The following is a 23859-nucleotide window of genomic DNA, read 5'->3' on the forward strand; positions in this document are numbered from 1 at the left end:
ACGCGGGGCTATTCAGAGGTTGGAGACGGGGCGGTGAACAAACAAGCTGTGACGGAACCCCGCGGGGCATCCGGGCCGTCTGAACAGGCCACTTTCGGGCCCAGGCCTAGGCCTGTTCGCCCCCGGCGAGGGCGCCGGGGATCACTTCGAGATTGGAAAGAACGCGGTCCCGGATCAGGTTAAGCCATATGCGTGTGTTGCGCTCCGCGGCGTCGGGATCGCCGTTACGGATGGCCATCACGGTCGCTTCCACCTGTGCCAGCCTCTCCTGTCGCTCGGCCACCGTAAAGGCATCCTGCGGCTTCTTCCATATGGCCGACCAGAACGTGTGGTCGTTCAGCTCGGCCCATATATCTTGCAAAAGCTGGTTCCGGCTGGTGACAATGATCGTGTAGACGATGCGAGTCATCTGGAAGCTGTAGTCCAGCGGCTGGCAGGTCTTCTTCGCCGCCATGCCCCGCAGCTGTTCCAGCCTGCGGTCCAGTTTCAGCATCACGTTTGCCTCCGGGGATTCGGTTACGCGCCGGGCGACATGCGCCGCCGCCATGCCAGCGAGCGTGTTGCGCACGTTGAACAAATCGGCGATCGAATCCCGCGTAACAGGGCGCACGAAGGCGCCTCGGCGGGGAATGATCTCGACCAACCGCCGTTTCTCGAGCACGCGGAAGGCATCGCGCACCGGCCCACGGCTGACGTGATAGAGATCGGCGAGCTTTTCCTCGCCGATCCGTTCATGGGGCACCAGCGTGCCGTCGACGATCATGGCCCCCACCGCATCGGCGATCTGCTCGGCCGTGGTCAGCGGCCTGCGGATCCGGCGCAGCCGTCCGGCAGGCGTACCGGGATCCGATCCCGTGACCTTCGAAAGCGACGCTGTGATAGGTTTGGCCTTCCTCGGCATGAAGGACCCTCGTTCAGGAAGAAACCGGAGAAAGCTCCATTACCACGTATCCACGAAACCGCGCACCCCCTGCCCGCGCGGAGGCGCAGACCGGGACGCGTTCGTCAGCCACCGGCGCGTGTCCATCGGATCGATCACCGCGTCGATCTCGGTCGCGACGGCATAGTTGATGGCCTTGCCGCTATCATAGAAATCGGCCAGCAGCGTTTCGAACAGGGCCTGCTTCCTCTCTGGGTCGGTTTCGGCTTCCAGTTCCTTGCGGAAGCCAAGGCGTACAGCGCCTTCCAGCCCCATGCCGCCGAATTCGCCCGACGGCCAGGACACCGTCAGCGCCGCTTCCTTGAAACCGCCCGCGACCATGGCCATCGCCCCCAGCCCGTACCCTTTCCGCAGGACCACCGCGTAGACCGGGACCGAAAGCGCGGCACCGGTCACGAACATGCGGCAGACATGACGGACAAGGCCCGTCTTCTCGGCCTCGGGTCCAACCATGAACCCCGGCGTGTCGCAAAGCGAGACGACGGGCAGCCCATGCGCGTTGCACAGCTGCATGAAGCGCGCGGCCTTGTCGGCCGCATCGGCATCAATCGCCCCGCCAAGGTGGCGGGGATTGTTCGCGATCAGGCCATAGGGTTTGCCTTCGATCCGGACCAGCGAGGTGATCATCCCGCCCCCCCAGCCGCGGCGAAGCTCCAGGACCGACCCTTCGTCGGCAAGAATGTCGATCACGTTGCGCACGTCGTAGACCCGCAGCCGGTTTTCCGGGATGGCGCGCCGCAGCCGCCGCTGATCGGGAGCCGACCAGCCGGCCACGCTTCCCTGGAAATAGGACAGGTACTGCTTGGCCACGGCGCAGGCCTCGGTCTCGTCCTTGACCCGTATATCGACGACACCGTTGGCCAATTGCACGTCGATCGGGCCGATCTCTTCCGGCTTGTAGACGCCAAGCCCGCCGCCTTCGATCATTGCCGGTCCGGCCATGCCGATATTGCTGTCTTCGGTCGCGATGATCACGTCGCAGCAGCCCAGAAGGGCCGCGTTCCCCGCAAAGCAGCGCCCGGCCACGACGCCGACCACCGGCACCTTGCCCGACAGCGCCGCGAAGGCCGCAAAGCTGTGCCCGTCGAGGCCTGCCACCGTGGCGCGGTCGGTATCCCCCGGACGCCCGCCGCCGCCTTCGGCGAAGAAGATCAGCGGCAGGTCGTGATTCCCTGCAAGGCTGAAGATCCGGTCCAGTTTGCGGTGGTGCCTCTGGCCCTGCGTTCCCGCCAGCACGGTGTAATCCCCCATGGCGAAGGCGCATCGCCCGGCCTCCGGCCCGAAAAGAGCACCGTTCACGCTGCCGGTGCCGGTCAGGATCCCGTCGCCGGATGTGTTGCGGATCAGGTCGTCGCGGCTGCGCCGCAGTGACTGGGCCGCGATGGCCAGTTCGCCGTAGGGATTGAACGTGCCGTCATCGCAGAGATCGGCAAGGTTTTCCGACACCGTCCGCTGCCCGCGGTCATGGCGTTTGCGCACCGCATCCGGGCGCGCGCCGTCCTGTCCCAGCGCAAGCCTGTCCAGAAGCTCCTGCAGGTCAGGGCGGACGGCGTCCAGATCCACCTCGGCCTCGTCATCAGCGGCAAAATCAGGGCCGTCGCCGGGTTCGATGGCAAGGATCGGATCGTCGGGCATCAGCGTCTGCCCCGTCGTCACGAACAGCGCATCGACGCGCCCCGATACCGGCGCCTCGATCGTGTGTTCCATCTTCATCGCTTCAAGAAGGGCAACCACCTCTCCCTTCCTGACCGTATCGCCCGCTGCGACCTTCAGTTCGAAGACGGTCGCCTGCATCGGTGTCACGACGCCGACTTGGTCGTCGGGCACCGAAACGGATCCGCTGGCTGCATCTTCCGTATCAGACGCGGCGCCGAATACGGATCCGGGCGCAGCTACCGCAGCTTCCGCCAGCTCGGCACCCTTGGCTTCGATGAACCGTGTCGAAACATCGTATTCCGCCATTTCGGGCCGGTTCAGCAGCGCATGCAGCCAAGCCAGGTTGGTCTCGAACCCTTCAATGCGGAATTCGGTCAGCGCCCGGATACTGCGCCGAAGCGCTGCAGGATAGCTGTCGCCCCGCGCGATAACCTTGGCCAGCAGGGAATCGTAGGCAGTCGAGGTGCGGTAGCCCGCATAGCCGAACCCGTCGACCCGGATGCCGGGACCGGCAGGCGGATCATAGGCCTTCAGCGTACCGCCCGACGGTCGAATGCCGCCATCGGCGCCGATGCGTTCCATGTTGATGCGCGACTGGACCGCGAACCCGCGCGGCGCGGCCGGCAAGGCAAGATCGCCAAGGTTTTTGCCTTCGGCGATCTGAAGCTGAACCGCGACCAGATCGATGTCGAAAATCGCCTCGGTGATCGTGTGTTCCACCTGGATACGGGGGTTGGCCTCGATGAAGAGGGCCTCTCCGGTGGCCTTGTCCAGCAGGAATTCGAAGGTGCCGAGGCTGCGATACTCTCCGGCCGCGGCAAGGGTGCGAGCGTAGTCGTGCAGCAAGTCACGGGTCGCATCATCGAGACCGGGGGCAGGCGCAATCTCGATCACCTTCTGGTGGCGGCGCTGTAGCGTGCAATCGCGCTCTCCCAGCACGGCGATGCCGCCCTGCCCGTCGCCCACGATCTGAACCTCGATATGGCGGGCGCTTTCGATGAAGCGTTCGACGTAGACATCGCCGTTCCCGAACGCCGCCTCGGCTTCGCGCCGCGCGGCTGTCACGGCGGCTTCGGCCTCGTGTGCCTTTCTGACGATGCGCATGCCGCGTCCGCCCCCGCCCGCGACGGCCTTCACGATCATCGCCGCCCCGTCCGGCAGGTCGGCAAGGAACGCAGCGGCCGCAGCCCCGTCAACCGGGTCCGGCGTGCCGGTCACAACCGGCACACCGCATTTTTCGGCCAGTTTCCGCGCCGCGACCTTGTCGCCGTATAGCCTGAGCGATTGCGGCGTGGGCCCCACGAAGACCATGCCCGCGGCTTCGACGGCGGCTGCGAAATCGGCGTTCTCGCTCAGGAAGCCGTAGCCGGGATGAACCGCGTCGGCCCCGCTGCGCCGCGCGGCCTCGACCACTTCGGCGATATCAAGATAGGCCCGCGCGCCTTGCCCCGGCAGCAATTCGGCCCTGTCGGTACGCAATGCATGCAGGGATCTGGCATCGTCGTCGGGGCAGATGGCAACGGTCGCAATCCCGGCATCCGAGGCGGTCCGGGCGATGCGCAAGGCGATTTCGCCCCGGTTCGCGACGAGAAGAGTATCGATCTTGGTCACGCAGTCTCGTCCTTGTCTTCAACCCAGGTCTGAAGTTCCGCCTTGCGGACCTTGCCGGTTGCCGTCATCGGCAGCGCATCGACGATGCGGATTTCCGGGATTTTGTATTTTGACAGTCTCCCCGAAAGCCAACGCGAAAGCGCGGTGGCATCGAGGCCGGGCTTGACCGGCTGAATGAAGGCCACGGGGATCTGCCCCGCATGTGCATCTGTGCGCCCCACCACGCCGGACCCCTGAATATCCGGATGCTTGCCCAGCACCGCTTCGATTTCGGCCGGGAAGACGGACATGCCGCGCACCTTCAGCATCTCCTTCCGGCGGCCCAGGTAGTGGAGATAGCCCATTTCATCCAGAACGCCGATATCGCCGGTATGAAGGAACCTGTCGCGGATCGCTTCGGCCGTGGCGTCGGGCTTGCCCCAGTATCCTTTCAGCAGCGCGGGCGTGCGCACGGTGATCTCCCCCTCTTTGCCAAGGGGCATGATGGCGCCGGTGTCGAAATCGCGGATCACAAATTCGGTCTCAGGGACCGGTAGCCCCACGAAGACAGGCTGCTGCTTCAGGTCGAAATCGTCGTCCTGCATGCCGGTGGTAAAGGTGTTCGACGTGTGGGTTTCGGTCATCCCCCAGGCGGCTTCTGCCAGGATCGTCCCCGTCAGATCGAACCAGCGCTTGCGGATGTCGGTATCCAGTTTCTTGACGAAGCTCACCACCCGCACCCGCGTCAGCGAAGACAGGTCGAAGTCGCCGAAGTCGGTCCGGTTCATCAGCTCGACCGCACCGTCGACGATCATGGCGGTGGTGGTGACGTGGTATCTCTCGATGGCTTGCAGAACGCCCAGCGGGTCCCAGCGGGTCATCAGTACCACCGCATCGCCTGTCATCGGCGGCATCACAAGTGCCGCGTTTTCACCCGCGATCCAGAACTCGGGGAAGAAGGACAGGCTGACACCTGTCGCACGGCCTGTCGAGACGGACCAGTTCGACGCGCCCGTGAACACCATGTCGCGCTGGGTGTGGATACAACCCTTGGGCATACCGGTTGTTCCGCCGGTATAATTCAGCGCCGCCGGGCTATCGAGGTCGCCAAGATCGACAGGATCAGCCGATTGTTCCGCCAGCGCGGGCAGAAACGCCGTGGTCCCCGGGCAGGGCAACGGGTCGGTCGCGACGCTGGCGGGCAAGTGGATGGCAGGTGTTTCAGGCAGCATCTCGGCCAGCGCGGTCGAGAAGATTTCGTCGACTGAAACCTCCTTCGTGGCGGTCTCAGCCACGGGCAGGAGGGTGTCGAGCAGTACGAGCATCCGGGCACCGGTATCGCGCAGCACGTAAGCCAGTTCGTCGGGCGTCGACAATGGCGAGACGGGAACATGCACTGCCCCAGCCTTCAGGATCCCGAAGAAGGCAATATGGAACTGCGGGCAGTTGGGCAGGAAGACCGCCACGCGGTCACCCTTTTCGATACCTCGCGCGCCAAGCAGACGGGCGAACCGGTTGGACTGGGCATCCAGTTCCGCCCACGAAATCGCGCGCCCGTAGTAGATGACGGAAGGCGCATCGGGCGTGCTCTTTGCCCAGTGCGTCACGTGAGCGGTCAGCGGGATCTCTCCCAGGGGGTAGCTGACCTCGCGGTCCAGATCCTTTGGCCACGATTGTTGCTGTCGTTGCGCGACGTCCGCCAGGTAATCTGTCAGTTCGCTCATCGATGGGTCTCCGTTTTGATGCCCAGTTCGGGCTGCAGCCTCTGCTGCCGATCGTCGGGTTGATCCTGGTTCTGGGCGGTCCCGGCCATCAGGGTTTTGCCGAAGTCGGATCGAGCGCTTCGCGCAGGGATTCCCCCACGGTGTTGAAGGCCAGTGCCGTGACAAGGATCGCGATACCCGGCGCATACATCTGGGCCGGTGCAATCTGGGCATACAGGTAGGCCCGCGCGATCATCGATCCCCATGACGGGTCGGGCGGCTGCATCCCCAACCCGAGGAAACTGAGCGAGGCTTCCGCCAGAAGTGCCACAGCCATCAGCAGTGTCATTTGCACCAGAACCGGCTGGATCGCGTTCGGCAGGATATGCCGGGCCAGGATCCATGCCGGCGAGGCGCCGAAACAATGCGCTGCATCGACGTATAGCTCCTGCTTCAGGACAAGCGTCCGGGCACGGGCCAACCGGGCCAGCTGGGGCGCGAACACGATGCCGACGGAAATCATGGCATTGGTCAGCCCGATGCCCAGTACGCCGGTCACCGCGATGGCCAGAACAATGGCGGGGAAGGACAGGAATGTGTCGATGACCCGGCTGATCGCCTCGTCCACCCAACCCCCGGCATAGCCCGCGATCAGGCCCACCGGGATACCCAGCAGCGAGGCCACGCCAACGGCAAGACAGGACGCGTAGACCGAGGCGGACGCCCCGTGGATCAGGCGGGAGAACACGTCGCGGCCAAGGTCGTCGGTGCCCAGCAGATGCGCGGCAGACGGCCCTTCCAGCATCGCGTCATAGTTCTGCAAGGTCGGGTCATAGGGCGAGATCCATGGCGCGAAGATCGCGCAGCCGACGATCATGCACAGCACGGCCAACGCGATGGCCGCCACCGGATCGTCCGTCAGCCAGTGACGGAACCGGGTAACGAACCCGTCGCGGTCGATCTGTGCCTGATGCGGGGCCTGAACAGTGGCGTCGGTCATCGCTGGCTGATCCTCGGGTCGAGTACGGAATAGAGCATGTCGGCGATCAGATTGACCGTGATCACGGTCAGGACCATGGCAAGCACCGCTCCCTGCACCACGGGGAAATCCCGCTGGAGCGTCGCGTTCACGATGGTGTTGCCCATGCCGGGAATGGCGAAGACGACCTCGACCACCACGGTGGCCGCCAGCGTCCGGTTCACCAGAAGCGAAATGACGGTCAGCAGGTTGACGGAAACATTCCTGAGCCCGTGTTTCCAAAGGACCGTTCGGAACGGCAGCCCCTTGGCATGAAGCGTTCGGAAGTGCTGGGAATTCAATACCTCGACCAACGATGACCGGAGCTGCCGAGCCACCTCGGCAACGCCGGATGCCGCAAGGGCAACGGCAGGCAGTGTCGCGTACCAGACCGCGCCCAGCGGGTCCTCCCATGGCGACACGAAGCCCGTCGCCGGGAACAATTGCCGGTTCAGCGCCAGCACGACGACGAGGATCATCGCGATCCAGAAGTTCGGCAGCGCCACCCCGACCGAGCTGCCCAGCATCACCAGCCGGTCGGCCAGCCCCCCGGCCTGCGACGCGGCCAGAAGGCCAAGCGGCACCCCGATCACGATCGAAAGCACGATCGCATAGCAGACGATAAACATCGTGTTCGGAAAGACGCGGGCCAGCGTCGTGGTCACCGCCTCGCCCGACAGAAGCGAATTCGACAGGTCGCCCTGCACGGCATTCCACGCCCACTGCCCGTATTGTACCAGCAAGGGCCGATCCAGCCCGTGGATCTGGCGGATCTCCTCGATCCGTTCGGAGGTGGCGTTTTCACCTGCCAACGTGATGGCCACGTCGCCCGGCAAAAGTTTCAGAAGCATGAAGACGGAAAAGGTCGCCATGATGATCACCGGCACGGCCTGGACGATCCGGCGTCGCAACATGCGTCTCTGAAGTGGGTTCAGCATCTTTCGGGCCTTTTGGGAATTGGAGGTCCGGGTGAAGGGGCGCACGCCCGGACCGTCGGGACTAGCCCAGTTTCACATCGCGGAACTTGGGCTTGCCCAACAGGTTCGCCTGGTAGTCCCTGACATTCGCCGTGGCGGCGTCGACCTCGTACCGCACGGAGAGCGGGATCGAGAGCTGCGCTCCCATCGCCAGTTCCTGTGCCGTGGCAAGCGCCGCAGCCCGTTCGGACTGGTTGTCGGATTCCCGGCTTTTCTGGACCGCCGCATCATAGCCTTCCGGCGGAGCCACTCGGCCGGGATTGTAGTACGAGCTTTCGCTGTAGAGCAGCGCGTAGGTCAAACTGGGATCGGGGCGCCCCGTCCATGCGGACAACAGCAGGTCGCCCACTTTCTCCTCGCCGAAGAACCGGCCCGAGGCCTCGGCTACGGGGGCGTTCTGAAACCGGCCCGTCACGCCGATCTTCTTCCACTGCGCCAGCAGGAATTCCTGACGCTGAACCGAACCCTGATCGGGATAGCCGCGCAGGTCGAGTTCGAGCCCGTCGCCATAGCCTGCCTCCTCCATCAGCGCCCTGGCGCCGTCGGGATCGAAGGTGGTGAGCTTCGCCGCATCTTCCGACCAGGCCCAGTGTGCCTTCGGAAGGTTCATGTAGGCGGGTTCGCCCACACCGGCCTGCGTCACTTTCACGAAGGCCTCGCGGTCTATTGCCATGGACAATGCGCGACGGACGCGGGCATCCTTAAGGGCCCCGCGGGCCGAGTTCACGTAGAGCTGGTAGATATAGAGCGTCGGCCCTGCCACCAGTGTCAGGTTCGGCATCTTGTCGACCAGCTGTTGCTGACGCTCGTCCAGCTGGTAGGCGATGTTGACCTGCCCGGACTGGACCGAACGCAGCCCGGTCGCGGCTTCCGGGATGACAAGGATCTCGATATTGTCGACGCCCGGCACGCCTTTGCGCCAATGGTCCGCGAACCGGGTTCCGGAGACCTTCTCGCCATCGGTCCAGCTTTCGAACGCCCACGGACCGGTGCCCACCGGGTTGCGTTCCATATTGGCCTCGGGATCGTTGCCAAGGGCCGCGGGCGATACCATCATCCCGGCCCGATCCGACAGGATCAGCGGCAGCGCCGTATCCGGCGCCGACAACGTAAGCGTGACCGTCAGGTCATCCGTCGCCTCGACATTCGCGATATTGGCAACGTCCCTCTTGATATTGGAAAGCGCCGCCGTGCGGTTGCGGTCAAGGTTGAATTTCACCGCCTCGGCATTGAAGGGGGTACCGTCCTGGAACGTGACACCGTCCTGCAACTTGAAGACAAGCGTCTTCGGGTCGGTGAATTCCCAGCTTGCGGCAAGGCCCGGTCTCGGCGCCAGGGTTTCCGGCTCCCAGTCCACAAGCGTGTCGAAGAAGTTGTAGAGATACACATGGTCGGACCCGGCCCCCCCGGTCGCGGGATCAAGGCTGGACGGGTTGGCATTGCCCCGGATCTTCAGCGTGTCGCCCGCCTGCGCCAAGGCCGCCTTGGGCAACAGGCCAGCCGCGGCGACGCCGGCCATCCCGGCCAGCACCTGCCGCCGTCGCAGGGGCGGCAGGGAGTTGATGATCTCCTCGGTTCGTCTGGACATGACATTCTCCTCCATTGTCAGTCGCTCGATACGCTTTCGCGCACGGGCAAGGGCGGCATCCCCTTCTCCGTGGCGTGATGGCAGGCCACCCGGTGATCCGGTTTCAGCTCGCGCCATTCCGGTTCGAGGCTGGCACAGTCCGGGGTGGCCCAGGGGCAGCGGGTGTGGAACCGACAGCCTGAAGGCGGATTGGCCGGGCTGGGTATGTCGCCTTCCAGTGTCATGCGGCGCCGGTGCCTCAAATGGGTAGGCAGCGGCTGCGGCTCGGCCGACAGAAGCGCGACGGTGTAAGGATGCAGCGGATCGTCGATGATGCCTTCGGTCGGCCCCAGTTCGACGAACTGGCCAAGGTAGGTCACAGCAATCCGGTCGCTGATCTGCGCGACAACGGAAATGTCGTGCGCGATGAAGGCGTAGGCAACGCCGAGGTCGTCCTGCAGTTCCTTGAAAAGGTTCAGGATCTCACCCCGGATCGACACGTCGAGCGCGGCGACCACCTCGTCGCAGACGATCAGCCTTGGCGACAGTGGCAGCACCCGGGCGATGTTCACCCGCTGCTTCTGGCCGCCCGACAGCTCGTGCGGGTAGCGTTGTGCCATGTCGCGGCGCAGCCCCACCTTTTCCAGCGCGGCCAGCGCGGTGTCCTGCATGTCGGCCTTGCTGCGCCCCCCTGCGATCCGCATCGGTTCCGTCAGGCTGTCGAGGATCGTCATCCGCGGGTTCAGCGCCGCGTTCGGGTCCTGAAAGATCATCTGGTAGTGGCGTCGCTCGGTCCGCCATTCGGCCCGGGTCATCGCGGCGCGGTCCCTGTCGCCGAAGGCCATCGTCCCGCTTGTCGGGGCCAGAAGGCCAACGAGCGTGCGGCCCACGGTCGATTTCCCCGACCCGCTTTCGCCGATCACGCCGAAGGTCTCTCCCGGTCGGATGTCGAAGGATACGCCATCGACCGCACGCACTTCGGACGAACCGTCGAGGCTGGGAAACCGCACGACCAGGTCGCGGACGGATACAACGGGGCGGGTCATGCCGTCTCTCCCGCGACCGCACCGTCGAGGACGAAATCATCGGCCCGCACGCAGCGCACGCGACGGTCGGCCGCGATATCGCGAAGCTCCTGCGGCGCGGTGCAGGCGTCGGCGGCATGGGCACAGCGCGGCGCGAACCGGCAGCCGGTCGGCATGGCACCTGGCGATGGCACCCGCCCGGGAATATGCGCGAACCGCCCTTTTTCCATGTTGAAATGCGGCAGGGACCGGAGCAGCCCGGACGTATAGGGATGGCGCGGCGACAGGAGCGCGTCGTCAACGGGCGCATCTTCCACGATTTCCCCGGCATACATCGTGATCATGCGCTGGCAGGTTTCGGCCACGACGCCAAGGTCATGGGTGATGAACAGAAGCGCGGTGCCGGTATCTTCGGAAAGCCGCGTCAGCAGGTCCATGATCTGGGCCTGGATCGTGACATCCAGCGCCGTCGTAGGTTCATCGGCGATGATCAGATCGGGCCGGTTGATCAGAGCCATGGCAATCATCACCCGCTGGCGCATGCCGCCGGAAAGTTGATGCGGATATTCGTCATAGCGCCGCTTGGGCGCCGGAATTCCAACGTCGGCCAGCGCGGCGATCACGCGGTCGCGCTCATCGGCCTTTGACAGGTTTTCATGCAGCCGCAACGCCTCGGCGATCTGTTCGCCGACGGTGAAAACCGGGTCGAGCGCGCTCATCGGCTCCTGGAAGATCATCGCGATCTTCTTGCCCCGCATGCGCCGGATCTCGCCCTGCGAAACGGTCGCCATGTCCTTGCCGTCCAGCAGGATCTGGCCACCGATCTGTGCCGCGCCGGGCAGCAGCCGCATCAACGCCAGTCCGGTGACCGACTTACCGCAACCGGATTCCCCGACGAGCCCCACCCGTTCGCCGGGCGCGATCCGGAAGTTCAGGTCATGCACGATATTCAGCGCCGGCTGACCCCGTCGCCCCCGGAAGCCGATTGACAGATCGCGCACGTCGAGAATGGGTCGGATCGCAGCGCCGGTCATGGATGGCGTACCGCCGAAGGCCCTGCAGCCAAGGCTCCGCCATCCCGCTTGAACAGCGGCTCGATCCTGCCGGATCCATCCATTATTGTCCTCCCTGACAACTCACAGGTTGCTGGGAGGCACCGTTTCATACCGTCGATATTTTTGTCAACAATTAACAAAAATATTTGACGAAGCCAGATGGAGACTGAAGATAACCATATGGTTTTAAACTTTTTTATAAAGAATAACCGCAATTCTGACCCTCTATCGGCATTCAAAGATTGCCCCGGCGGAGCGCACGGGTAGCTGGCCCGATGCGGTGCAGCCACCCTGTGTGCGACTTCCGCGTCGCACCGGTCGGACATTTCCACTGCCACAGGCGCGTCAGCGAGCGCTTCGATCAACGCCTCCAGGGCGTCGGCGATTTCCTTCAGCCGCGCGTAGCGCCAGATGCGGGAGGCATGCCGAGATGGCAGGGTCGCTTCCGCGACCTCTTCGGCGGAAGCGTCCCCGGAGGTGCGGGCCCGCTCCAAGAGCTTCGGAATATGTAGCCGCAGGCGCTTGGCCTCTTCCTTCTCGAAGCAAACCTTCCGCGCGGCGGCCTCGATCTCGCGGGTCCGGTCCACGAGCGGGGCGAGGTTGATGCCGAAAGCGTAGCGGATGAAGTTTTCGGACCTGACTCCATAGCGTCGACAACGTGCCGCGCTGGATGTCACGATGAAGCCCAGCTCCGCCAGGTGCGCCTCGGCCCGGGCAATCTGGCGTGGGTCCGCCTCAAGCTGCGATGCGGTTTCCGAAACCGAGGGCCACAGGGCGCAGATCCTGCCTGCTGCATAATCCTGATCCTGTGTCCGGGAGATCGCGAAGCGCAGGTACTTGAGCGTCGTATCGGTCAGGCCGAAATGCTTCGGCGCCTTCACCAGGAGGCCGTAGAGGTCCCATCGGTTCATCCCGTCCGGCAGACCGCGGTGCGTCAATACATGCGTCATACGAACTTCCCATCGGGAAGGTCGCCCCACAGGATTTTCGTTGTGACAGGGCGGCTCGACGCGCTACACTCGGGAAAGCAGAATTTCGTGTCTGCTTTTGAATTTGCCTCGGTTTCGGTTGCCGCCGGACCGAGGTTTTTCTCTGCCAATTTCCCAGCTGAATCAGAGCCAGCCCGATCCGACTGTGCGGGTTTTGTACGGGACACTCTCGGTCCAGCACTGAGAACCGCCGAAAAATCCTGCAAGAAGCTGCATGATGTGCTCGCACGGAACACACAAGCATCTGATATCAAATTGAAAAGTGGTGACCCCGACAGGACACGAAGAGTGTCCATGAAATCAGTAAGGTAATCCGTCCAACCCGGCCAGAAGGCCACATTGAAAACGTTGGCGAAAATCCGGGTTTGTCCAACCCGAAATCGGCAAAAGAAAACGCCGCTGCGGCTGGTCCCCGCAACGGCGCTGTCAATGCATGTGAAGCCCCTCAGCTTCGCGGACATGATACCCCGAGGCGGGGCACCTCCGCAATCAGCAAGTACATGAAACCCGAGCACAAGCGCCTGTCGCGGATGCTTGGCTACTGCCTGGTGCGCGGCTGCGATTATGAGAATTGGGCGGGCTTCGCCATCGTGGCGCAAGCGCGCCTGTCGGTGCAGGAGCGCGTGGCGCTCGCCTTCGCCTGCCTGAAGGCCCTTCCCGGCGATCTGATCGAAGATACTGCCGGGGCCGTTCTCGGCGCTCGGGGCTATCCACTGCCGTCCACACTCGGCGGCATGTTCGACGCCCGCTGGTGGGCGAGCGCTGCGACACGGCCGGAACTGAAAGCATACGCAGTCGCGGCCTTCGAAGCGATGAGCCGCGAGGACCGCCGCGCCTTTCTCGATTTTCTCACCGACTTGGAGCAGGCGGCATGACCGAGACAGAGCTGGACATGATCCTGACGTTCCGCTGGCCGCGTGTGGTGCGCCGGGTGATGGGCGCGGGCGACGATCCGAAGCTGATGGGCTTTGTGCGGTCCATATCCCGCAACGGGCGGCGCAAGACCTGGCATCCGAGCCCGAAGCAGGAGGCGTGGATGCACGCCATCCTGTCCGACTTCGACGCTGAGCACGAGCCGGATTTGGAGGTGATCGAGAGGGAATAACTCCGCATTGGCCGGCCCCTGATCAGGGCCAAGGCCAAGAACAACACGCGCTGCGAGTGGGCTTGACGACTTGTACGGGCGCAGCGTGACACGGGCGGTATCGTAGAAACTATCAGCCGCCAGGCCAGCCATGCAGCTTCGTGCTGTCACCCCAAGGCCGAAGATAGCACTGCCACCTGCGGGCGGTGAACAGAGGGGGTGCGCGCTTTCGATGCTGGATAGCGGAAGCGTGGCCTAAGCGGCGGCCCGGCTCCGGTGAGCAGGCAAGATCGCGGCGGTCAGGGGCGGCTGCAAAGTCGCCTGCTGACCGTCACAACAACCCTCACCAATGAGCAGGTGGGGATAGAGCAACGATAGAGAAGAGAGAGGAAGGCAGATGAAGACGACAGACTGGCGACACGTCTCCGAAGTCCTGGAAGACCTGGTCAGGCGACTTCGACGGCTCTGCCCCGACCATCACGACCCGCACCGCTTTCACGAGGAAAAGAGCGAGATCGCTTTCGAACTGACCAAGCTTGGAAGGAGCATTTCAGAATGACCGAACACGACAGAACCCCCGAGCAGTCCACAGAGATCGTCGCCAATTGCGTCTCTGACCTTATCCTGCGCCTGCACAAGGAGGCAGGGATACCTTTGCAGATGGTGATCGCTGCGGCGCATGCCGAGATCGTCACCGAAATGGCCCTGATGGTCGGCGGGGAGATGGCCTATGAGCTCTGCCTTGGCGCCGGTGAGCGCGTCCGACCGCTGTTGAGCGTGAGCGATATTGCCCTCGCCGCATCCACCCCTCACGGCAGCGCCTGATGGCGCGCGGGTCCTTCCCCGCCCCCCACCGCATGGGGGTAATTCGCGCCCCGACACTTCGGCCTGCGCAAGAATTTATAAGGGGCTGAAAATCATGAGGATTTTGGAGGAGCTGCCCCTTGGCGACAGCGGCGCCAGCGTCATGCGCATTGGCGGCGCTGATCTTTGCGACCTCCTGGGTATCAGCCCGGCGCTGCTGTCGGACCTGAAGCGCCGCCAGATCGCCATTCACATCGGGCACGACGCCTATGACCTCGGCGCCACCGTGAAAGCCTATGTCGCCCATCTGCGCGAAACCGCCAGTGGCCGCGGGGGCGAGCAGCATGTGAACACCCTGACGGCCGAGCGCGCCCGGCTGGCAAAGGAACAGGCCGACGCCCAGGCGCTGAAGAACGCCCGCCTGCGCGGTGACCTGGTCGAGGCGGCCGAGGTCGAACGCACCTGGTCGGACACGCTGCGCCACGTGCGGTCCCGGATGCTGGCGGTTCCGTCCCGGCTTCGGGCCGACTTCCCCCAGGCGGATGCCGCCATCTTCACAGCCATGGACCGCGCCCAACGCGATGCCCTGACGGAGCTTGGCAATGACGACGCTTGAACTGATCCGCCGCAACGCCCTGGGCGCGCTCACCCCGCCGCCCCGCCTGCGTCTGTCCGAATGGATCGAAGGCCACATCGCCCTGCCGGATGGCGTCAGCGCCCAGCCCGGGCCGGTGCGGCTCTGGCCTTTCCAGCGCGAGATTGCCGACGCCATCGGCGATCCGCTGATCGAGCGCGTGACGCTGGTCAAGCCGGTGCGCGTCGGGTTCACCACCCTCCTGACCTCGGCCGTTGCATCCTTCGTCGCCAATGAGCCGTCGCCGATCCTCTGCCTTCTGCCGGCCGAGGCGGATTGCCGGGATTACATGGTCAGCGACGTGGAACCGATCTTCGCCGCGTCCCGCAGCGTGGCGGACGCCCTGGGCGACGATCAGGACGAAGGCGAGCGCAACACGCTGCTGTCCCGTCGCTTCCCCGGCGGGTCGCTGAAGGTGGTCGCCGCGAAGGCCCCACGCAACCTGCGCCGGCACAACGTGCGCGTCCTGTTCATCGATGAGGCGGACGGCATGGACGCCACGGCCGAAGGCTCGCCGATCCTGCTGGCCGAGCGCCGCACGCTGTCCTTCCCGGATCGCAAGATCGTCCTGGGCAGCACGCCGGTGCACGATGAGACCAGCCATGTCCTGCGCGCCTATGCCCAGTCGGATGCCCGCATCTTCGAAGTGCCCTGCCCCGAATGCGGCAGCTTCGCCGAAATCGTCTGGGACCAGATCGTCTGGGACGACACGCCCGCATCCGCCCGCTGGAAGTGCCCGCACTGCCGGGCCGAGGTCGAGGAGCGACACAAGCCCGCGATGGTCGCACAAGGCCAGTGGCGTGCCACGCGGCCCGAGGTGCAGGGCCATGCCGGGTTCCGGCTGAATGCCTTGGTCAGCCTGCACACGAACGCGTCCTGGGCGAAGCTGGCGGCAGAGTTCATCGGCGCCAAGGACGATCCGACCACGCTTCAGACCTTCGTCAACACGATCCTGGGCCAAGGCTGGCGCGGGGAAGGCGAAGAACTGTCCGAAGAGGATCTGGCCGGCCGTGGCGAAGACTGGGGCCTGTCCGCCGTGCCCGAAGAGGTTCTGGCGCTGACGGTGGGCTGCGACGTCCAGCACGACCGCCTGGAGCTGACCTTTGTCGGTTGGGCCGAAAGCGGCATTGCCTATGTCCTGGGGCACCGCGTGATCTGGGGCGACTGGGACGACGACGATACCTGGGCGGCGCTGGACGTGCAGCTGCGCGAGACCTTCCCCCACGCCCTGGGCGGGCGCATCGGGATCGACGCCTGCGCGGTGGATGCCGGCGACGGCACCACCATGAACCGCGTGACCGACTTCGCGCGGGCGCGCACCCGCCGCAAAGTGCTGGCCATCAAGGGCGCCGCTGGCAGCCGGCCGCTGATCGAGCGGGCCGGGTCGAAGACGAAAACCGGTGCCCGGCTGTGGATCGTGGGCGTGGACACGGCGAAGGAACAGATCTTCGCGCGCCTGTCCCGCGGCAGCACGATTCGCCTGTCAGGCGACTTACCCGCCGTCTGGCATGAACAGGTGGCATCGGAACGTGCCGTGCTGCGGTATCGGCGCGGTCAGCCGGTGCGGAGCTTCGAGAGGATACCTGGGAAGAGGGCGGAGGCGCTGGATTGCTTGGTCTATGCGCTCGCGGCACGGCAGATGCTGCGGCCGGATTGGGAGGAGTTACGAAAGCACTGCGCGAGACAGGAAACCGCAAGGAAGAACCCAGTGCCCGTGCTTAAATCTGACTGGATGAAGCGTTGAACGCCACCGGCTTTGTGGCCGGCGCAAAAAGCACTCATCGTAGCGGAGGATCTAAGTAGCGTTCTTCAGGTGGAATTGCCGCGAGCTTGTCGAAAATCTCGTGAAGTTGTGCCGTTATCTGTCGTTGACGTAGGAACTCGCGTTCCATTGCAGCCTTTTGTGTTTGAAGGATTCCAATTGCCTCATCCCATTTCCGAAGTGACATACTATTGCCTCGTATAAGGATTTCCCGGTCGGCCTCCAGCTTCCTCATCCCTTCCTGGTACTCGTTGACAACTTTTAACAAACCTTGTCGCGGGGCCTCCCAAAGCTCAGGATTCGCCGGAACGAGGTCCATTTGCCGGTGCGTTAGGCGCATGACTTCGTTCGTAAGAAAGTCGGAAAGCTGCCCAACTAAACCTATGGTTTCAGCGCTAAGTGCCAGCGCCGCATTTCGCTTTGCGCTGATTTGGCTTGATCTAGTCGACCCCAACCCGATCAACGAGAACAATGCAGATACCGGGTCCGTCATGTTGTTCGCCTCCGCGTTGCGCAATCAATCCTAGTCACCCTGCGCCCAACCGAACAACAGCGGTGATCAGTCGGACCCCGATTCCAGATACTTCGGATGCGGCACGTAATCTATTGATCGTCCGTTCATGTGAAGCGTGACCGTATCTGGCAGATCCTTGCCGCAGGCGCTCTTTGATGCCGCAGTTTCACATGTAAATTGGTTCGACGCGCCCAGCCACGCTTCCAGCGCCGCCAGGATTTCCGCGTTCATGCTGCGTCGGTTCTCGGCCGCCAGGTCCTTAACCTGGTCCCGCATGCCGTCCGGCAGCCGGAGCATGAACTTGTCACTTTCCCGGTTTGCGCCGCCAGTCATCGTGCCTCCAAGCTTTGTGGCACCGTGACACCAGAAAACACTTGACCGCAATAAAGTCACCGTGACACATGTGATGTCACGGTGACTTTGGAAACTTGATATGACCAACCGCAAACCGCTTCAGCTGCGGCTTCCGCCCGAGCTCAAGGCATGGATCGAAGAGCAGGCAGAGAAGAACGGCAGCAGCCAGAATTCCGAGATCATCCGCGCCGTGCGCGACCGGATGGACCGGACCCAGGAGGCGCATAGCGCCTGAAATGAAGCGGGCCAGGCGGTGCTCCAACACCATCCCGGCCCTGACATGAAACCGATCTAATGAGGAGATCGCCCATGGCTGACAGCCAATATATGACCCGTCGCGTCCTGGTGAAAGGCCTTCCCATGGCCGCAGGGGGCGCAGTGTTTCCGTTGGCCGCAGAGACTGGCGCAGAAAAGGTGCCGCAATGTGCCGATCCGCATCCCGAGTGGCTGGCGCGCTGGCGAAAGGCCAGGCACGAAATGGACCAGCTCCTACGGGTCGATGATATGACCGACGCGGCGGAAGAAGATGCACTTTGGGCCCGGCGGATAGGGATCGAGGATCTTTTGACCGGCACCCCTGCCGGGACCATCGCAGGGGCCTGGGCGCAAATTCAGTTTCTGATCGAGGATGGCGAGCGCCATTACCTGGAAGACTACCAGATGAAGGCCCTTCAGTCTGTCGCTGCCACGCTTGGCATGGCTTAGGCGAGCTTCGAACGCCAAGGCGGAGTCCGCGCTGGTTCACCATTCTGAAACAGGTTGCCAGAAACCATTTTACGAGCTATCTTACCGACAAGTCAAAAGTGGTTGACCGAAACCACTTCGGAGTTGAGAGATGAGCGACGACAAGATGCGTTTCCGGCCGATGTTGATTGCGGAGGTTGCTCGCGTGGCGGGTGACCCCCGCGAAACCATCCGGACACGGCTGAAGCAGGGCGTTTTCAGCTTCGAACGCGGCAAGGGGTGGAAGCGCTTCACCGACTTCGAAACGATTACGATCAGCATCCACGCCCGCCTGAAACGCGCCACGAACGACGACAGCTTGGCGGAAATCGGAATGCTTCTGGCCGCCAAGGTGCTCATGGATGAGTGGATCGAGGACGAGAACGGCGTTCCGTATTTCGCCATGAAAACATTCGAAAAAGATCGCTTCATCATGTTTCGGCGCGGGGAGACCGGTGATTGGGTCGCGAACCTTGTCGAGAGCAACGAAGAGCTGAATGCCGAGATCAATCAGCGCCTGGATGAAAGCTTCACGACCGCGCCGGTCTTCACTTGTATCAATCTCCGCACGCTGCTGCGCCAGACCTTGCTTGCAATCCTGAAAGTCCAAGTTGAAGCGGAGGAAGGCAAATGAACGCCATCACCCGCACCCTTGGCCGAGTGTTTCGCCGCTCCGGCATCGAAGCCGGTGGCGGCGGTCGCCGTTGGGATGGTGCTTCCGTCCTGACCAATCCGCAGCAACAGACGCTTGCCGCCCGCGGTGCCGCCAAGGCCCGCGCCTCGGCCGCGTATGTGAACACACCCTATGGGCAGAGGATCGTGGAAGCCTGGACGGCCGCCCTGGTCGGCAAAGGCTGGCAGGCCCGTCCCCGTCATCCCGACGAAACGGTGCGCCGGCAGCTGAGCGATGACTTTGAGCACATGGTGGGCCAACACCTGACCGCCATCGCCCGTTCGCTGATCCGGGACGGCGAAGCCTTCGTCCGCATCCTGGTCAACGAAGACGGCACCACGCGCCTGCGGGTCATCCCCGCCGATCAGGTGGACCCGTCGCTGTCCCGCGATCTGGGCGGCGGCGCCCGGATCGTGTCCGGGGTGGAGTTCGATGCGTCCGAAACAGTGGCGGCCTATCACATCCTGCGCGAAGCCCCCGGGGCGCCGTTCGCCACGTTCGGTGAAACGGTCCGGGTTCCGGCAACGGATATGCTGCATATCTTCGACACGCTGTTTCCCGGCCAGGTGCGCGGCCTGTCATGGCTGACCCCGGTACTGCTGAAGATGCGCGACCGTGACGAGGCATCCGACGCCATGCTGATGCGCGAGAAGACCGCGGCCCTTCTGACCGGCTTCATCCGGGATCTGGATGGCGGCCCCGGTGGTCCCGCCGGTTTCGACGGTGAATTGTCGGGCGCCGCGGTGAATGTCTCGCTGGAACCCGGGGCGATGCGCGTGCTGCCGTCCAATACGGAAGTGACCTTCAGCCAGCCCGGCCAGGGCCTCGCCCAGGCCGTTGAATTCCTGCGCGCCCAGGACCGCGAGATTGCCGCCGGCGTCGGGCTTACCTTCGAGGCGCTGACCGGCGACCTGGGCGAAGCGAACTATTCCTCGGCCCGTGTCGGGCTTCTGGAATTCCGGCGCCGGGCGGAGATGCTGCAACGCAACCTGATCGAAGCGCAGTTCCTGCGCCCGCTGTGGCGGCGCTGGATCGACATTCAGGCCCTGTCCGGCGCCATCACCGGCGGCAGCGCCGATTTCAAGGCCGTCCGCTTCGTGGCGCCCGGCTGGCAGTGGGTCGACCCGCAGAACGAAGTGCAGGCCGATGTCTCGGCTATCGAAGCCGGCCTGAAGAGCCGGGAAGAGGTCGTCGCGGGGCGCGGGCGGGACATTGACGAACTGGATGCCGAGATCGCCCGCGATGCGCGCCGGCCGGATCAGGGGACCGCTACATGACCATTCATCTTCGCGCGATCACCCCCAGGCCGACCACGGTCGATATCAAGGGCCGCACTGTCGAGGCCATCGTTTCCACCGGCGCGGACGCGGTCCGCCCGGGATATATCGAGCGGCTTGACCTGCGCGGTGCCGACCTGTCCCGCCTGGTCGGCGCGCCCGTTCTGGACGGGCACCGCTCCGGTTCGACCCGCGATCAGCTGGGCGTCATCGAGGCCGCGGAACTGCGGTCCGAGGGGCTGTGGGTCCGGATGCGGTTCCGCAGCAACGACGCCGCGCAGGCGGTGCTGACCGATATCGGTGACGGCACCCTGCGCGGGCTGTCCATCGGCTACACCGTGGCCGAGTGGCAGGACGGGCGGGACGGCAAGAACCGTGTCCGCACGGCAACCCGATGGACGCCCCTGGAAGTGTCCATCGTCCCCGTCCCGGCCGATGCCGGGGCTCACTTCCGCAACGGAGAATTCGGCATGGAACCCGACGAGCAGACGGCCGAACGGCCGAACGAGACCGAGCGCCAGACGCGCGCGCAGGTGAACGCAGAGATCCGCAGCATTGCCCAGACCGCCGGCCTGAACCGCGCCTGGGCGGATGGCCAGATCGACGCCGAAGTGACCGCAGACGCGGCCCGCCAGTCCGCCTTCGCTGAAATGCAGCGGCGCAGCGCAGACACCACCACTCGCACCACCCGGGCCGTGATCACCCACGACAACACGGCACCCGAGGTCGTGGCGCAGCGTGCGGGCGAGGCGCTGTTCGCCAGGTCGCACCCGGATCACCAGATCAGCCCGGAAGCCCGCCAGTGGGCCGGCCTGACCTTCCGCGAGATCGCCCGGGAAGTGCTTCAGATGCGCGGTGCTGCCACCATGGCCATGACCGGGGACGCGCTGATCACCCGGGCGCTTCACAGCACCTCGGACTTCCCGATGATCCTGGGCGACGCTGTCGGGCGGGAGCTGCGCCGATCCTATGGCGCCGCCCCCTCGGCCGTGCGTCAGCTGGCCCGCCAGACGACGGCGCGGGACTTCCGGGCCAAGCGGGCGATCATGCTGGGCGAAGGCCCGGAACTGGAACGGGTCGGGGAAGGCGGCGAGTTCAGCTATGGCACCATCGACGAATCGGAAGAGAGCTACAGCGCCGAGACCTTCGGGAAGATCTTCGCGATTTCCCGGCAGGCGATGGTCAACGACGACCTGGGCGCCTTCACCCGGGTGCCGACGCTCCTGGGCGCATCCTCGGCCGCATTCGAGGCGAGTCAGCTGGTCGCCAAGATCACGGCGAACCCGGTGATGAGCGACGGTGTCGCCGTCTTCCACGAAGACCATGACAACCTGTCGGGCGCCTACGGTGCCCCGAGCATGACCACGCTGTCGGCCGCACGGCTCGCGATGCGCCGTCAGACCGGGATTTCGGATCGGCTGATCGACGTGAAGCCCCGCTTCCTGGTCGTCCCGCCGGAATTGGAAACCACGGCCGAACAGGTGCTGGCTGAGATTGCCGCAACGAAGACCGACGACGTGAACCCGTTCTCCAAACTCAGCCTGATCGTGGAACCCCGGTTCACCGACGCCCAGCAATGGTATCTGACCGCCGATCCCGCCCTGATGGATGGCCTGGAATACGCCTACCTGGAAGGCGCGCCAGGCCCGCAGATCGAGACCAAGGCCGGCTTCGAGGTTGACGGGCTTCAGATCAAGGTGCGGCTCGACTTCGGCTGCGGCTGGATCGAGCACCGCGGCTGGTATCGGAACGGCTGATGGCGATCGAGGCCACCGAGCTTGAAGAAATGCGCGACGCCCTGATCAGGGCGCGCGCAAAGGGCGTGCGCGAGTTGCAGATGAACGGCGAGCGCGTGCGCTATGGATCCGATGCGGAAATGGCTGCGGCGATTGCTGCGCTCGACCGCCGCCTCGCAAGCCCCACCCGTGTGCGCACCGTCGCTTTCAAGACTTCGAAGGGGGTCTGACCTCAAGCCATGTCGAACCGTCCCGCCAAGATCACGCAAACCGAGATCAGCCGCACCATAAAGGGTGCGGCCGAAGCCGGTATGCAGATCGGCGAGGTTAGAGTTAACCATGCCACCGGCGAAGTGACGATCCTCCCCGTTTCGTCAAGCATCTCGACGAACGGAATCGCGGATATCGACCGCATGCTGGATATCAGGAAATGAAGCGCAGGAACCCTTTCCCCGGGCTGGGAAATCAGCCCGTCATTGATCGACACGGCAAAAAGCGCTGGCGGCTCCGGCTGACGATCAAGGGCCGCAAGATCGACACCTATATCCACGGCGCCTATGGTTCTGCGCAGTTCCGGGCCGAATACGAAGCTGCGACCACCGCGGCCCCGGAACCCCAGACCGCGGGCGACTGGGGCACCGTGGAATACGTGCTTTCCAAGTACCGTGCCGACAAGAAGTACAAGGCGCTGGCAGCGTCCACGCGGTACGCAAAGGGCAAGCGTCTCGACTGGATCGGCTCGCTGATCGGTCGCGCCCGCATGGCCGAGCTTCAGCCCTACCACATCGAAAACCTGATGGATCGCAAGGGCGGCCCTGACGCGGCAAATCGGCTGCGCAAGGAGGTGTCCGAACTATTCACCTTCGCCCGCAAGAAACTGGGCATGAACCACCCGGACCCGACCGAAGGCATCGATGAGCGCAAGACCAACAAGAGCGGTTTCCACACCTGGACCGCGGCCCAGGTCGAGCAATACCGCGAGGCCCATGCCAGCGGGACCATGGCGCGCCTGGCGCTTGAGCTGATGCTTGCGACAGGCGCTGCCCGACAGGATGCCTGCGCCATCGGCCGCCAGAACATCAAGGGCGATGTGATCTACTATCGCCGCGGCAAGACCGGGCAAGATACGGAACTGCCGTTGAAGTACATGGCCGCCCTAGTCGCCGAAATCGTCCAGCTGCCCTACGGCACCACGATCTTTGTCACGCATGGCGGCAAGCCCTACACCGTAGAAAGCTTCGGAAACTGGTTCGCAGATCAGTGCAAGGCTGCGGGGCTTCCCGACGAATGCCGGGCACATGGCCTCCGCAAACTGGGGGCCACGACACTCGCAGAAGCCGGCGCGAACGAATTTCAGATCATGTCGTTCCTCGCACACAAGAGCACCCGCGAGGCGCTCCGCTACGTCCGGGCTGCGCAGCGGAAGAAGCTCACGGCCGCCGGCATGGCCCTCGCACACAGTGAAAACGTGTCCAACCTTTCCGAGTGGTTGGACAAAACAGACACGCAAGCACCTGAAAATAGGGAGTAAAAATGAAACAGTGGCGACCCCGACAGGATTCGAACCTGTAACCTGCCCCTTAGGAGGGGGCTGCTCTATCCAGTTGAGCCACGGGGCCACTGCCCGGGGCGTCACAGCGCTTCGGGCCGGGACCGCCTAGCACAGACGGTTCGGCTTGTCTCGTCACAATCGCCCGGTGCGGCGCTTGCGAAATGTCCGGGAAAGCGCCCCCCTGCATCCGCGGGATATTGAACCGGGCCCGTTGATCACGCTAACA

General features: G+C 64.2%; 25 protein-coding genes and 1 tRNA gene. 14 read left to right on the top strand and 12 right to left on the bottom strand.

Features of this window, described 5'->3' with window-relative positions; translation table 11 throughout:
* Positions 1–106 precede the first annotated feature (106 nt).
* From FQK05_RS21800 to FQK05_RS21840, 9 genes are all read right to left on the bottom strand, one after another.
* Positions 107–901, bottom strand: coding sequence for a GntR family transcriptional regulator (locus FQK05_RS21800; protein ID WP_158970916.1), 795 nt, complete (start codon positions 899–901; stop codon positions 107–109).
* Positions 902–940: 39 nt separating this feature from the next.
* Entirely contained in the window at positions 941–4207 is a 3267-nt protein-coding gene (locus tag FQK05_RS21805; RefSeq protein WP_158970918.1) for an acetyl-CoA carboxylase family protein, read from the bottom strand.
* Positions 4204–5910 carry an AMP-binding protein gene (locus tag FQK05_RS21810; RefSeq protein ID WP_158970919.1) on the bottom strand — a complete coding sequence of 569 codons (1707 nt, stop codon included), beginning with the start codon at positions 5908–5910 and terminating at the stop codon, positions 4204–4206. Before FQK05_RS21810 ends, FQK05_RS21805 begins: the two co-directional genes overlap by 4 nt.
* Before the next feature lie 88 nt (positions 5911–5998).
* The gene (locus tag FQK05_RS21815; protein WP_158970922.1) at positions 5999–6889 is read right to left on the bottom strand and encodes an ABC transporter permease; all 891 of its coding nucleotides are present in this window, start codon (positions 6887–6889) and stop codon (positions 5999–6001) included.
* Complete coding sequence (locus FQK05_RS21820) at positions 6886–7845, bottom strand: ABC transporter permease (RefSeq protein ID WP_158970924.1); 960 nt, start codon at positions 7843–7845, stop codon at positions 6886–6888. Before FQK05_RS21820 ends, FQK05_RS21815 begins: the two co-directional genes overlap by 4 nt.
* A 61-nt stretch (positions 7846–7906) precedes the next feature.
* A complete protein-coding gene (locus FQK05_RS21825; protein ID WP_158970926.1) occupies positions 7907–9472 on the bottom strand; it encodes an ABC transporter substrate-binding protein in 1566 nt (521 codons plus the stop codon).
* A 17-nt stretch (positions 9473–9489) separates the two neighbouring features.
* Positions 9490–10497 carry an ABC transporter ATP-binding protein gene (locus FQK05_RS21830; protein ID WP_158970928.1) on the bottom strand — a complete coding sequence of 336 codons (1008 nt, stop codon included), beginning with the start codon at positions 10495–10497 and terminating at the stop codon, positions 9490–9492.
* The gene (locus FQK05_RS21835; RefSeq protein WP_158970930.1) at positions 10494–11510 is read right to left on the bottom strand and encodes an ABC transporter ATP-binding protein; all 1017 of its coding nucleotides are present in this window, start codon (positions 11508–11510) and stop codon (positions 10494–10496) included. Before FQK05_RS21835 ends, FQK05_RS21830 begins: the two co-directional genes overlap by 4 nt.
* Complete coding sequence (locus FQK05_RS21840; RefSeq protein WP_158970932.1) at positions 11507–12481, bottom strand: helix-turn-helix domain-containing protein; 975 nt, start codon at positions 12479–12481, stop codon at positions 11507–11509. Before FQK05_RS21840 ends, FQK05_RS21835 begins: the two co-directional genes overlap by 4 nt.
* Before the next feature lie 539 nt (positions 12482–13020).
* Between FQK05_RS21840 and FQK05_RS26265 the strand changes: the two genes are divergently transcribed.
* The 6 genes from FQK05_RS26265 to FQK05_RS21870 all read left to right on the top strand — a co-directional run bounded on the left by FQK05_RS26265 (position 13021) and on the right by FQK05_RS21870 (position 16786).
* Entirely contained in the window at positions 13021–13395 is a 375-nt protein-coding gene (locus FQK05_RS26265) for a hypothetical protein (RefSeq protein WP_233270629.1), read from the top strand.
* Positions 13392–13625 carry a hypothetical protein gene (locus FQK05_RS21850; protein ID WP_158970934.1) on the top strand — a complete coding sequence of 78 codons (234 nt, stop codon included), beginning with the start codon at positions 13392–13394 and terminating at the stop codon, positions 13623–13625. The genes FQK05_RS26265 and FQK05_RS21850 overlap by 4 nt, the downstream gene beginning before the upstream one ends.
* A gap of 376 nt (positions 13626–14001) precedes the next feature.
* Positions 14002–14163: a hypothetical protein gene (locus FQK05_RS21855; RefSeq protein ID WP_158970936.1), complete on the top strand. Its 162-nt coding sequence runs from the start codon at positions 14002–14004 to the stop codon at positions 14161–14163.
* A complete protein-coding gene (locus FQK05_RS21860; RefSeq protein WP_158970938.1) occupies positions 14160–14429 on the top strand; it encodes a hypothetical protein in 270 nt (89 codons plus the stop codon). Before FQK05_RS21855 ends, FQK05_RS21860 begins: the two co-directional genes overlap by 4 nt.
* Before the next feature lie 94 nt (positions 14430–14523).
* Entirely contained in the window at positions 14524–15024 is a 501-nt protein-coding gene (locus FQK05_RS21865; RefSeq protein WP_158970940.1) for a DNA packaging protein, read from the top strand.
* On the top strand, positions 15011–16786 hold the full coding sequence (locus tag FQK05_RS21870) for a phage terminase large subunit family protein (protein WP_158970942.1): 1776 nt from the start codon (positions 15011–15013) through the stop codon (positions 16784–16786). Before FQK05_RS21865 ends, FQK05_RS21870 begins: the two co-directional genes overlap by 14 nt.
* 34 nt (positions 16787–16820) lie before the next feature.
* Here the strand turns inward: FQK05_RS21870 and FQK05_RS21875 are convergent, their stop codons facing one another.
* Positions 16821–17297 (bottom strand): hypothetical protein, encoded by a 477-nt coding sequence (locus FQK05_RS21875; protein ID WP_158970944.1) that lies wholly within the window; start codon positions 17295–17297, stop codon positions 16821–16823.
* Positions 17298–17363: 66 nt separating this feature from the next.
* Complete coding sequence (locus FQK05_RS21880; protein WP_158970946.1) at positions 17364–17651, bottom strand: Arc family DNA-binding protein; 288 nt, start codon at positions 17649–17651, stop codon at positions 17364–17366.
* 100 nt (positions 17652–17751) lie between these two features.
* Between FQK05_RS21880 and FQK05_RS21885 the strand changes: the two genes are divergently transcribed.
* The 8 genes from FQK05_RS21885 to FQK05_RS21920 all read left to right on the top strand — a co-directional run bounded on the left by FQK05_RS21885 (position 17752) and on the right by FQK05_RS21920 (position 23612).
* Positions 17752–17907 carry an Arc family DNA-binding protein gene (locus tag FQK05_RS21885; protein ID WP_158970948.1) on the top strand — a complete coding sequence of 52 codons (156 nt, stop codon included), beginning with the start codon at positions 17752–17754 and terminating at the stop codon, positions 17905–17907.
* A 74-nt stretch (positions 17908–17981) separates the two neighbouring features.
* A complete protein-coding gene (locus tag FQK05_RS21890; RefSeq protein WP_158970950.1) occupies positions 17982–18377 on the top strand; it encodes a hypothetical protein in 396 nt (131 codons plus the stop codon).
* A 130-nt stretch (positions 18378–18507) separates the two neighbouring features.
* Entirely contained in the window at positions 18508–19029 is a 522-nt protein-coding gene (locus tag FQK05_RS21895) for a hypothetical protein (RefSeq protein ID WP_158970952.1), read from the top strand.
* A complete protein-coding gene (locus FQK05_RS21900; RefSeq protein ID WP_158970954.1) occupies positions 19026–20345 on the top strand; it encodes a phage portal protein in 1320 nt (439 codons plus the stop codon). Before FQK05_RS21895 ends, FQK05_RS21900 begins: the two co-directional genes overlap by 4 nt.
* Positions 20342–22102 carry a prohead protease/major capsid protein fusion protein gene (locus tag FQK05_RS21905; RefSeq protein WP_158970956.1) on the top strand — a complete coding sequence of 587 codons (1761 nt, stop codon included), beginning with the start codon at positions 20342–20344 and terminating at the stop codon, positions 22100–22102. The genes FQK05_RS21900 and FQK05_RS21905 overlap by 4 nt, the downstream gene beginning before the upstream one ends.
* Positions 22102–22311, top strand: a complete 210-nt coding sequence (locus FQK05_RS21910; RefSeq protein ID WP_158970958.1) for a phage head-tail joining protein — start codon at positions 22102–22104, stop codon at positions 22309–22311. The genes FQK05_RS21905 and FQK05_RS21910 overlap by 1 nt, the downstream gene beginning before the upstream one ends.
* Before the next feature lie 9 nt (positions 22312–22320).
* Positions 22321–22515, top strand: coding sequence for a hypothetical protein (locus FQK05_RS21915; protein WP_158970960.1), 195 nt, complete (start codon positions 22321–22323; stop codon positions 22513–22515).
* Complete coding sequence (locus tag FQK05_RS21920) at positions 22512–23612, top strand: tyrosine-type recombinase/integrase (RefSeq protein WP_158970962.1); 1101 nt, start codon at positions 22512–22514, stop codon at positions 23610–23612. Before FQK05_RS21915 ends, FQK05_RS21920 begins: the two co-directional genes overlap by 4 nt.
* 11 nt (positions 23613–23623) lie before the next feature.
* On the opposite strand, the gene FQK05_RS21925 is transcribed toward FQK05_RS21920, so the two are convergent.
* Positions 23624–23700, bottom strand: a tRNA-Arg gene (locus FQK05_RS21925).
* Between the last annotated feature and the right edge of the window lie 159 nt (positions 23701–23859).

Origin of the sequence: Chachezhania sediminis, from assembly GCF_009765275.1 — a bacterium.
GTDB lineage: Bacteria > Pseudomonadota > Alphaproteobacteria > Rhodobacterales > Rhodobacteraceae > Chachezhania > Chachezhania sediminis.

Excerpts from the sequence above, each read along its gene's own strand:
- FQK05_RS21800 (WP_158970916.1), bottom strand. The coding sequence starts at position 901 with ATGCCGAGGAAGGCCAAACCTATCACAGCGTCGCTTTCGAAGGTCACG.
- FQK05_RS21810 (WP_158970919.1), bottom strand. The coding sequence starts at position 5,910 with ATGAGCGAACTGACAGATTACCTGGCGGACGTCGCGCAACGACAGCAA.
- FQK05_RS21815 (WP_158970922.1), bottom strand. The coding sequence starts at position 6,889 with ATGACCGACGCCACTGTTCAGGCCCCGCATCAGGCACAGATCGACCGC.
- FQK05_RS21820 (WP_158970924.1), bottom strand. The coding sequence starts at position 7,845 with ATGCTGAACCCACTTCAGAGACGCATGTTGCGACGCCGGATCGTCCAG.
- FQK05_RS21825 (WP_158970926.1), bottom strand. The coding sequence starts at position 9,472 with ATGTCCAGACGAACCGAGGAGATCATCAACTCCCTGCCGCCCCTGCGA.
- FQK05_RS21830 (WP_158970928.1), bottom strand. The coding sequence starts at position 10,497 with ATGACCCGCCCCGTTGTATCCGTCCGCGACCTGGTCGTGCGGTTTCCC.
- FQK05_RS21835 (WP_158970930.1), bottom strand. The coding sequence starts at position 11,510 with ATGACCGGCGCTGCGATCCGACCCATTCTCGACGTGCGCGATCTGTCA.
- FQK05_RS21840 (WP_158970932.1), bottom strand. The coding sequence starts at position 12,481 with ATGACGCATGTATTGACGCACCGCGGTCTGCCGGACGGGATGAACCGA.
- FQK05_RS26265 (WP_233270629.1), top strand. The coding sequence starts at position 13,021 with ATGAAACCCGAGCACAAGCGCCTGTCGCGGATGCTTGGCTACTGCCTG.
- FQK05_RS21850 (WP_158970934.1), top strand. The coding sequence starts at position 13,392 with ATGACCGAGACAGAGCTGGACATGATCCTGACGTTCCGCTGGCCGCGT.
- FQK05_RS21855 (WP_158970936.1), top strand. The coding sequence starts at position 14,002 with ATGAAGACGACAGACTGGCGACACGTCTCCGAAGTCCTGGAAGACCTG.
- FQK05_RS21860 (WP_158970938.1), top strand. The coding sequence starts at position 14,160 with ATGACCGAACACGACAGAACCCCCGAGCAGTCCACAGAGATCGTCGCC.
- FQK05_RS21865 (WP_158970940.1), top strand. The coding sequence starts at position 14,524 with ATGAGGATTTTGGAGGAGCTGCCCCTTGGCGACAGCGGCGCCAGCGTC.
- FQK05_RS21870 (WP_158970942.1), top strand. The coding sequence starts at position 15,011 with ATGACGACGCTTGAACTGATCCGCCGCAACGCCCTGGGCGCGCTCACC.
- FQK05_RS21875 (WP_158970944.1), bottom strand. The coding sequence starts at position 17,297 with ATGACGGACCCGGTATCTGCATTGTTCTCGTTGATCGGGTTGGGGTCG.
- FQK05_RS21880 (WP_158970946.1), bottom strand. The coding sequence starts at position 17,651 with ATGACTGGCGGCGCAAACCGGGAAAGTGACAAGTTCATGCTCCGGCTG.
- FQK05_RS21885 (WP_158970948.1), top strand. The coding sequence starts at position 17,752 with ATGACCAACCGCAAACCGCTTCAGCTGCGGCTTCCGCCCGAGCTCAAG.
- FQK05_RS21890 (WP_158970950.1), top strand. The coding sequence starts at position 17,982 with ATGGCTGACAGCCAATATATGACCCGTCGCGTCCTGGTGAAAGGCCTT.
- FQK05_RS21895 (WP_158970952.1), top strand. The coding sequence starts at position 18,508 with ATGAGCGACGACAAGATGCGTTTCCGGCCGATGTTGATTGCGGAGGTT.
- FQK05_RS21900 (WP_158970954.1), top strand. The coding sequence starts at position 19,026 with ATGAACGCCATCACCCGCACCCTTGGCCGAGTGTTTCGCCGCTCCGGC.
- FQK05_RS21905 (WP_158970956.1), top strand. The coding sequence starts at position 20,342 with ATGACCATTCATCTTCGCGCGATCACCCCCAGGCCGACCACGGTCGAT.
- FQK05_RS21910 (WP_158970958.1), top strand. The coding sequence starts at position 22,102 with ATGGCGATCGAGGCCACCGAGCTTGAAGAAATGCGCGACGCCCTGATC.
- FQK05_RS21915 (WP_158970960.1), top strand. The coding sequence starts at position 22,321 with ATGTCGAACCGTCCCGCCAAGATCACGCAAACCGAGATCAGCCGCACC.
- FQK05_RS21920 (WP_158970962.1), top strand. The coding sequence starts at position 22,512 with ATGAAGCGCAGGAACCCTTTCCCCGGGCTGGGAAATCAGCCCGTCATT.